The organism is Mucilaginibacter sp. P5_A4 (assembly GCF_056400605.1).
The window spans coordinates 124,645-133,791 of the sequence record NZ_JBFUKX010000014.1 but is presented as its reverse complement, the minus strand read 5'-3'; the positions used below and the strand labels follow the sequence as shown (position 1 = coordinate 133,791).

Annotated in this window: 5 protein-coding genes; all 5 read right to left on the bottom strand. The window is 41.6% G+C overall.

Going from position 1 to position 9,147, the window contains the following annotated elements; all coding sequences use genetic code 11:
- Positions 1-2,535, bottom strand: a 2,535-nt coding sequence (locus tag AC1DQW_RS11285; RefSeq protein ID WP_477454173.1) for a ligand-binding sensor domain-containing protein, incomplete at its 3' end; no start/stop codon positions are given.
- 810 nt (positions 2,536-3,345) lie between these two features.
- Positions 3,346-3,987, bottom strand: a complete 642-nt coding sequence (locus AC1DQW_RS11280; RefSeq protein WP_477454172.1) for a TetR/AcrR family transcriptional regulator — start codon at positions 3,985-3,987, stop codon at positions 3,346-3,348.
- A 41-nt stretch (positions 3,988-4,028) separates the two neighbouring features.
- Positions 4,029-4,490, bottom strand: coding sequence for a hypothetical protein (locus AC1DQW_RS11275; protein ID WP_477454171.1), 462 nt, complete (start codon positions 4,488-4,490; stop codon positions 4,029-4,031).
- A gap of 59 nt (positions 4,491-4,549) precedes the next feature.
- Positions 4,550-5,947: an efflux transporter outer membrane subunit gene (locus AC1DQW_RS11270; RefSeq protein WP_477454170.1), complete on the bottom strand. Its 1,398-nt coding sequence runs from the start codon at positions 5,945-5,947 to the stop codon at positions 4,550-4,552.
- A gap of 33 nt (positions 5,948-5,980) precedes the next feature.
- Entirely contained in the window at positions 5,981-9,142 is a 3,162-nt protein-coding gene (locus AC1DQW_RS11265; protein ID WP_477454169.1) for an efflux RND transporter permease subunit, read from the bottom strand.
- Between the last annotated feature and the right edge of the window lie 5 nt (positions 9,143-9,147).

Below are 9,147 nucleotides of genomic sequence, written 5' to 3'. Positions count from 1 at the left end.
CTCAATCTCAAAGCGGGCTTCTATTTTTTTAATGCCCTGTTTGCGGATGTAATACAAGATTCCAAGAATGGAAAATACATAAATAACATAGGCTATTGGCGATTTCCAGAATGGGGGCAATACTTTTATATTTAAGGTCAAACTATCGGTGTTCGGTATCCTTTCAGCGTTTGAGGCCCTTACCCGGAACACATAATTACCAGCGTCCACGTTGGTATAGGTAGCTTTTCTTATTCTCGTGTCGCTGGTTATCCATTCTTTATCAAGGCCATCTAATTTATATTCGAGTTTAGATTTACCCGGACTGAAAAAGTTCAGGTCTGCAAATTCTATCGAAAAGGCGCTTTCATTGTATTTTAAGGTTATGCTTTTGGTTTCCGTTATAGATTTTGAAAGTACAACATGCCCGTTTAAAGTGTCGCCTGCATTTATACTCTTGTTGTAAAGCTGAAAATCAGTCAAGATTAAATTGGGGGCTCCTTTGTTCAATTTTATCGATGAAGGGTTAAAAACATTAAAGCCATGCGGCCCTCCAAAAACCAGTTCGCCGCTTTTTGTCTTTAACGATGCGTTTTCATTAAATACACGCCCTTGTAAACCGTCGGTTTCGTTATAGTTTTCAAACCGGAATTTCAATTTTCCATTTTGTTGTTTTACTATAATATTCGACAATCCATTGGGTGTGCTTACCCACATATTATGGTTATCGTCTTCTAATATATCCAGGATCGCGTTGTCGGGTAGTCCGTCTTCTTTCCTGAGATTTGTGAATTGCCTTTTTGATTTATCAAAAATACTTAAGCCATTGCGGGTAGCTATCCAGAAAAGATGTCTGGAATCTTCGGTTAAATTGGTTACGTTATCGTTGATCAGGCTATTGCCTTTTTTCGGGTCGGCTAAATAATAAATGAATTTATGCGATTTATTCAGCAAGACATTAATCCCGTAAGAAGTGCTGATCCATATATTCTGATCTTCATCTTCCGCCAAACCTGATATATAGTTATTTAGAATAGAACCAGGACTATCTTTTTTATAATGTTTAAAGGTTTGCCTGCCAGGTTCTAATAAATTAAGCCCGCCGTTAAGCGTCCCTATCCATAAGCGACGAGAAGAGTCTTCCATGATCTCATAGATGCTATTGTCAGATATGCTGTTGGGGATAGCATTGTTGTGCCGGTAATGCGTGAAAGTTTTGCCGTCATAACAATCCAACCCACCAAAATAGGTACCAATCCATAGCTTATTTTCATGGTCTACACATAAACTAACAATAACGTTATTGGCTAAACTATTAGCATTGGCTGCATTGTGCAAAAAACTGGTAAAAGTGCCGTCTTTCCTGTTAAAATAAATAAGGCCTTTACCATTAGTGCCTATCCAGATATTGCCTTTTTTATCTTCAGCGAACTTATTGATGTCGTCATAACCGATGCTGGAAGGGTCGGAAGAATAATGCTTATACAGGGGAAACTTGATAATATCGCCATGATAATAACTGATGCCCTCTTTAACTGTACCAATCCAAACAATTCCTGTATTATCTTTAAAAAGTGATATTGTAGCGTTTTGGGCTAAGCTTTTATTATTGTCTTCCCTTTTTACCAAATATTGAATGGTGAAGCCATTTTTATTCAGAAGATTGATCCCGCCATTATCCGTGGCAATCCAGATCGTATTTTTGTCATCCTGAATAATATTAGTAACAACATCGGAATTTAAGTGACTGCCAGCAGAAGTTGTATTGATGTGCTTAACGATATTACGTTTTAAATTCAGATAATATATACCGTGCGGATTATTTACATTGAACACCCATAAATCGTTCTGACGGTCAATAAAAATCCTAAAAGTACTTTGTTCATTGCTGGATATTTTGTTAACAGCGTATATTCTCTTATCGATTTTGTTGGTCTGATGGTTTATCTTTTCAATAACCCCGTTTTGATAGATCAGTAAAATATCACCATTTAAATCCTCTGACAGATCTGTCGGGTTATCGGCATAAAGCGAAGTGGTATCGCCGGTCTTATGCTCAAAATGTATCGTTTTTTTCGCGTTTGGATTATATTTATAAACACCAAGCGTGGGATGCAGGAACCAGAAATTGCCGTACCTGTCTTTTTTTATGTTGTTGATTGAATTACCTGGAATGGAGAGATTAGATAATGTACGGTTAATATTTCGTTCGAACCGCTCGGCCAGTGGGTCATATACATTAAGTCCATTGCGTGTTTGTATCCAAAGTTTATTGAAAGGGCCCTCCATGATGTCTATGATAAAATCATCACTCAAAGATGTGGTGTCACGAATGTTATTTTTGAATATTTTGAATTTATAACCATCGTACCTGTTCAGGCCAGCCATGGTCCCAAACCACATAAACCCTTTAGTATCCTTATAAATGCAATTTACCTGATTGTTGGAAAGCCCATCGGTAATATACAAATGCGAAAATTGGTACTGACTGTTTTGCGCAGCAGCAGTTTTTATGATGCATACTATAATGGCCGTTATCAATAAGTTTAAACGCACTGTTTGAACTGGATAAAAAAGGAAATAACATTATGGGACTGGCTGACTAATATAGCGTAATTAAACTGGATGTGAAGTGGTAAAATGTGAAGCTTTGTTGGGGTTGACGTCTTGATTCCGCGTGCCTTGATCAGTTGTTCCGAAATTGGTTCAATGTTCCAGTGTCCATTACAGAGCGTGCTCGAACCAAAATGTGCCTCTATTTGCTTTAAACTTATATTAAAATTTGGTAGAAAATTAAAAATGGGCTTAGCGGACATACTAAGGCAATTTGCTCCCGACAGTGGGTGTTTTCCGAACCAATTCATTGAAAAATTAAGAAGAATTGGAAATTTAGGGGAGAATTTTTCAACTATTTAAACCACTAAGCTATTTATCTGCGATTTTTTAAAAGAGATTTATCACCTATCAACATAACGAACTGCCAGTTTGTGATTCCCCAATTTTTATAGCTAATGGCCATGCTACCTGCAAGGCGATAGGCCAATGCCATATTCACCAGTTGAGCAACTAACAGCGCGAATCCGGGATAAATGTCAAGGGCAGGTGAGCCAAATAAAAAAAAACAAAAAAACCGCCTGTTTATGTACCCTTTACATCTATCCCAGCGATTAGCTATCTTCGCGTCGCTGGTGTAATTGGGATGCCTTTCTTTTCATCAGCAACGGAAAAGGCAATTCGGTTATTAACGCAGTGAATTTCTGGGTTGCAGTGTGGAGATGAAGCTTGCGGCATAATGCAACAGGGAGCGGAACGCTCTCGGTGTAATGCAGTCACGGTACTTCAAATCATTTTGTGTTTTTATCATTATTAACCATCCCAAAATGGGTGCATTTGGTATTGATCAAGAAACAGCGGCCCTCCTTGCTGATGTTTATACTTATTCAAAAGTGATAATCCTTTTGCGGTAAGCATGCCATTGATCAGGTATCCGAACACTATTTCCGGATGATCGCTTATACGAGGCAGGTTAGGGTTCAGAATAACAGTAAAGCTTTCCAAAAGAAATTCGGTAATGGTCTCAAAGTTGAAATCATCCTGGTACAAATCGCTTTTAACGCCGCAAGCCATATTGGCTTTAATTATCTCAGTCAAATAGCCATACTTGTGTGCATTGAATTTTTTGAAGGCATCCGGATGGTTGTTTTCCAGATCACGTATTAAAGCCGGATAAAGTGTTTTATAAAATTCTTTTGAATAGATCATAATAAAAAACAACTCCAGTATCGCATCACTGTTTTTTGCCTTTAATGATTCGCAAAGGGTAATATTGACAGCAATTTCCTTTTCGACAAGTGCTGTAACCAGGTTATCTTTATTGCTAAAAAAGTGATAAATAGTTTTTTTGCTGATGCCCAAACTACTTGCAATTTTGTCCATGCTAATGCTGCGGATACCGTACATGATAAAAAGATCATGTGCTTTATCGGCTATTTTTTGTGCTATATCCATAAAATTAATTTGAGGTATTGTCCATAAATCCAAAAGCAGACTTAATGATCTTTTGCCGAAAACCCCTGCTGGTGATACCTGGCCAGCAGGGACCATTTTACATCGCTCAACTCTGTTGCGAATTCGTTTACCAGAAACCTGGTGAAAATGAATGGAAAATTAGCTTCGCCGGGAACGCCTTTATATTGAATACAAAGCTTACAGTAGTAAAGGAACTTTTCAAGTACCGATCTGCGATCATCATAATACATGCCATACCAGGTTTTTACAGCCCGGCAAATACGCCTGGCAAAGACCTCGTCATTAAAGGGTTTCCCTATTACAACGCTTACTAACACCTCGTCTGTTAGCGTGTGTTTAGCATACCGTATGTTGAGATACCCACCGAATTCGCGGTTTTTGTAAAGTTCATCAAGCTTTACTTCCAGGCACCGCCGCAGGTTCTCAGACATATTGATGTACCGGTACCTTTCTGCAGAAGTTAAATAATGTTCTGGTTTCATAACAGAGTGTTTTAAGCAATTAATTTGAGCTCTCCAAGATGCCTTATTCTATAGCAGGCTTATTTCCATCCGCCACCCAAGCTTCTGTACAGCGTTACTAATGATGTGAGTTGCTGCAACCTGTCGTTTACGCTGCTTAACTGCGCGGATAAATAGTTCTGCTCAGAGGTCAATACATCGGTATAGGTTACATAACCGTTTTTAAGCAGTTCGCGGTTGTAATCCACCGACCTGAACCAGGCATCCAATTGCAGCTTACGGGTTAAGGCTTTATCTTCAACTGTCTTGTAGCTGTATAAAGCGTCAGAAACCTCACGACCGGCATCCAGCACGGTTTGCTGAAATGTTGCTACGTTCTCTTCGTATTGCGCTTTGGCAAGCTGCAGCCGCTGTTTGTTAAGTCCTTTATTAAATATGGGCTGGGTTAAGTTCCCTACAACATTGCCAAAAATGGTGGCGCTTTTAAACAGATCGCCAACGGTTGATGACTGCCAGCCGCCCTGTGCAGTAATACTAAGTGAAGGATAAAAGTAAGCGCGGGCTACATTGATCTGCTCAAAGTAGTACCTGACATTGTACTCTGCCTGCTGTACATCGGGGCGATTGCTAAGCAATTGTGCCGGCACACCGGTTTGTAATGTGGTATCTACCTGCTGCGCATCAAGCGCGTTTCTTTCCACTGGGCCTGGATGCCTTCCTAACAGAACACATAAGGCATTTTCAGTTTGGCGAATATTATTTTGCAGGTCGGGTATGGTAACCTCGGCCGCGTAACGGTTGGCTTCGCTTTGCGCAACCGATGCCTCATTTACGCGGTTAGCTATTTTTAATGCTTTATTTGTTTCTACATCTTCTTTACGGTTTGCTACCGTTTGCTGGGTTATAGCTAACTGTTTATCGTAAGCCAAAAGGTTATAATAATTGGTGGCGATATCGGCAATCAGTTTGGTTTGAACAGCGCGCTGGTAGGCATAACTTTGTAAAAGCAATGCAAGCGACCCTTTTTTGGCACTGTTTAATTTACCCCACACATCTATTTCCCAGCTGGCGTTGCCCGTTACCGCGTAAATATTTTCTGGTGTAAAACCCAGGCTTCCACCTTGTGTAGCAGCAACTTTTTGTTTGGTATATTGCGGGCCAACACTTAAGGTTGGCAAAAACGCCGCTTTGGCCTGGCGTAAATTGGCATCAGCTTGTTTGATACGCGCAACGGCTATTTTCAAATCGTAGTTATTGATAATGCCTTCCTGTATCAAAGTCTGCAATTGGGCATCCTTAAACATTTGTTTCCAGGATAAATTGGCGATGGTAGTCGTATCCGTGGTATTTTCGGCACGGTACAGGCTATCTGTTTTAGCGTCGGGGCGTGTGTAAGCCTGCCTTAGTTTACACGCAGGCAATAGCAGTACAGCCGCTGCAATTACAGCAGCTGTACGGGTAAAATATTTTAAGTCCATAAACATCTTGTTTGTCTAAATAATTAATGATCGTTAATTCAATGCGGGTGTTGCCGGGTGGGGCCTTTCGGTTGCCTCACCAGGCTTCTTTTTTCTGCCGAATTTTTCCTGTAATGTTTGAAAAATGATATACAGAACCGGGATAATAAATACACCAAATATGGTTCCTACCAGCATCCCGCCTACAGCGCCGGTGCCAATGGAGCGGTTACCGGCAGCACCAACCCCCGATGACAGCATCAGCGGCAATAAGCCTACGATAAAGGCAAGCGATGTCATTAGTATCGGGCGCAAACGTGCAGTGGCAGCCTCAATTGCGGCGGCAACGATAGTCATTCCTTTCTCCCGTCTTGCAACGGCATACTCTACGATCAGGATGGCATTTTTAGCAAGCAAGCCAATCAGCATCACCACAGATATCTGCATATATATGTTATTGTCTATGCCCATGATTTTGGCGAAGAGATAAGTGCCAAACAAGCCTACAGGGAGCGAGAACAGTACAGCAAACGGTATAATGTAACTTTCATAAAGCGCGCTCAGCAAAAAGAACACGAACACAATGCAAAGAATGTAGATGAAAACCGTTTGTCCACCTGAGTTTACCTCTTCACGTGATAAGCCCGAGTAGTCGAAGCTGTAACCGGCAGGCAGGGTTTTAGCCGCGGTTTCCCGCACAGCGGCAAGGGCATCGCCACTGCTGAATCCAGGTTTTGGACTGCCAATTACAGATATATTGTTGTATAAGTTGAACCGGGATAAACTTTGAGGCCCGTTAACTGAAGTAAGGGTAACAAATTCTGATACAGGCGCCATATTACCGGCAGCGTTTCTGACATAAATGTTATTCAGGCTTTGTGAATTGCTCCGGTATTTAGCATCGGCTTGCACCATAACCCGGTATTGTTTGCCAAACTGGTTAAAGTTAGAAGCATATATACCCCCATAATACCCCTGCATGGTTGACATCAGGTCGCTGGTTAAAATCCCGGCCTCTTTTGTTTTGGCTACATTGATATTCATCAAATATTGCGGGTAGTTAGGATTGAACCCCGTAGCCCCGTATAAAATTTCTGGACGTTGGTTTATTGCGCCCAGGAAGCCGCCGGCTACTTTACTGAAGTTTTCTATACTGCCACCTGTTTTATCCTGCAATTCAATAGTAAAACCGCTTGAATTACCAAAGCCGGGCACGGTAGGCGGTGCAAAGAAAATGATCCTGGCATCTTTTATCCCGGCTGTCATGCCAAATAACTGGCCAATTACATCATCAACTTTTACACCCTTTCTTTCGTCCCATGGCTTTAGTTTAAACACCATCAACCCAAAGTTACTCCCGGTGCCGTTGATAATGCTTTGCCCGGTTATTTTTGCCCGGTTGGCAACAACCGGTATTTTTTTAGCCATGTTGTCTACCATGTTGGCAACCTCCATGGTTTTTTCAAGAGATGTACCCGGAGGTAAGCTGATATCGGCGAAAATGGTCCCCTGATCTTCGTTGGGCACAAAACCACCTGGCGATGTTTTCATAAAGAAAACAAGTAACACCGTAAACAAAACTACCGCAGATGGAATGATCCATTTTTTGCGGCTTAAGAAGCCTATCGACTTTTGGTATTTACCCTTCAGGGCGTCAAAACCGGTATTAAAAGCCATATAAAACCTTTGCAGCAGGCTTTTCCGGGTTCCGTCATGTTCTTCATGTGGTTTTAAAAACAAGGCGCACAATGCAGGACTTAGTGTTAAAGCATTGACAGCCGAAATGACAATTGCCGAAGCCAGGGTTAAACCAAACTGTTTAAAAAACACACCCGAGCTGCCACTGATGAAAGAAACAGGTATAAACACAGCGGCCATAACCAACGTAATAGCTACAATGGTTCCACCCAGTTCGCTCATGGCATCAACAGATGCATCGTACGCCGATTTATAACCCTCATCAAGCTTGGCGTGCACTGCTTCAACTACAACGATGGCATCATCTACCACTATACCAATGGCCAGCACCAGGGCAAAAAGCGTGAGCAGGTTAATGGTAAAGCCAAACAGGCTGAGGCAGGCAAACGTACCGATGATAGATACCAATACCGATATACCGGGTATCAGGGTAGAGCGAAAATCCTGTAGAAATATAAAAACGACAATAAAAACCAAAATATAGGCTTCTATTAAAGTATGAACAACTTTTTCTATAGATGCACTTAAAAAATCATTCGCATTCAGCAAGGGCACATAACTTACACCTTTAGGAAAAGACGCTGAAGCTTTGTCCAGGGTGGCTATAGCATCTTTAATAATAGCCTGGGCATTGGAGCCCGCGGTTTGGCTTATAGCAATAACCGTTGCGGGCTGATCATCTGTATTCATGGTTGATGAATAGGTGAGCGAGCCCATTTCCAGCCTTGCAATATCCTTTAAGCGTAATAACCGGCCGTTGGTTTTGGCGCGCATAATGATATTACCAAACTGCGCGGTATCTAACAACCGGCCGGTATATTTAATAGTGTATTGAAAAACCTGGTTGCTGTTTTCGCCGAATTTACCAGGTGCGGCATCGAAGTTTTGTTCTGCAAGGGCGCTATTCACATCCGCAGGAGTTAAACCGTAGGTAGCCATGACATCCGGCTTAAGCCAAACACGCATCGAATAGTCTTTGGTACCAAATGAAACCACACTGCCCACGCCATTTATCCGTTTAATTTCTGGTATCAGATTGATGTTGGCATAATTGCTTAAAAATGTTTGATCGTACGACGGATTATCACTTTTAAGCGCGAAGATCAGCAGGTTACTGCTTTGTTGTTTATCCACCGTAACACCTGCTTTGGTTACTTCGGCGGGTAATAAATTAGTTGCCCGCTGAACCCTGTTCTGCACATTTACAGCGTTGATATCGGCGTTTGTACCTAATTTAAAGTACACGGTTATGGTAGCATCGCCATCATTAGTGGCTGTAGATGTCATGTAGGTCATTCCTTCCACACCATTGATCTGCTCTTCCAGTGGTACAATAACGTTTCTTTGAATTACATCCGCGCCCGCACCGGTATAAGTAGCTGATACTTTTACAGTGGGCGGGGCAATTTCGGGGTATTGGGTAACCGGCAGGCCTAAATAGGCCAATACGCCCAGTATTACTATGATTACCGATATAACGGTAGATAAAACCGGTCTTTTGATGAATATTTTAAGCATGATAT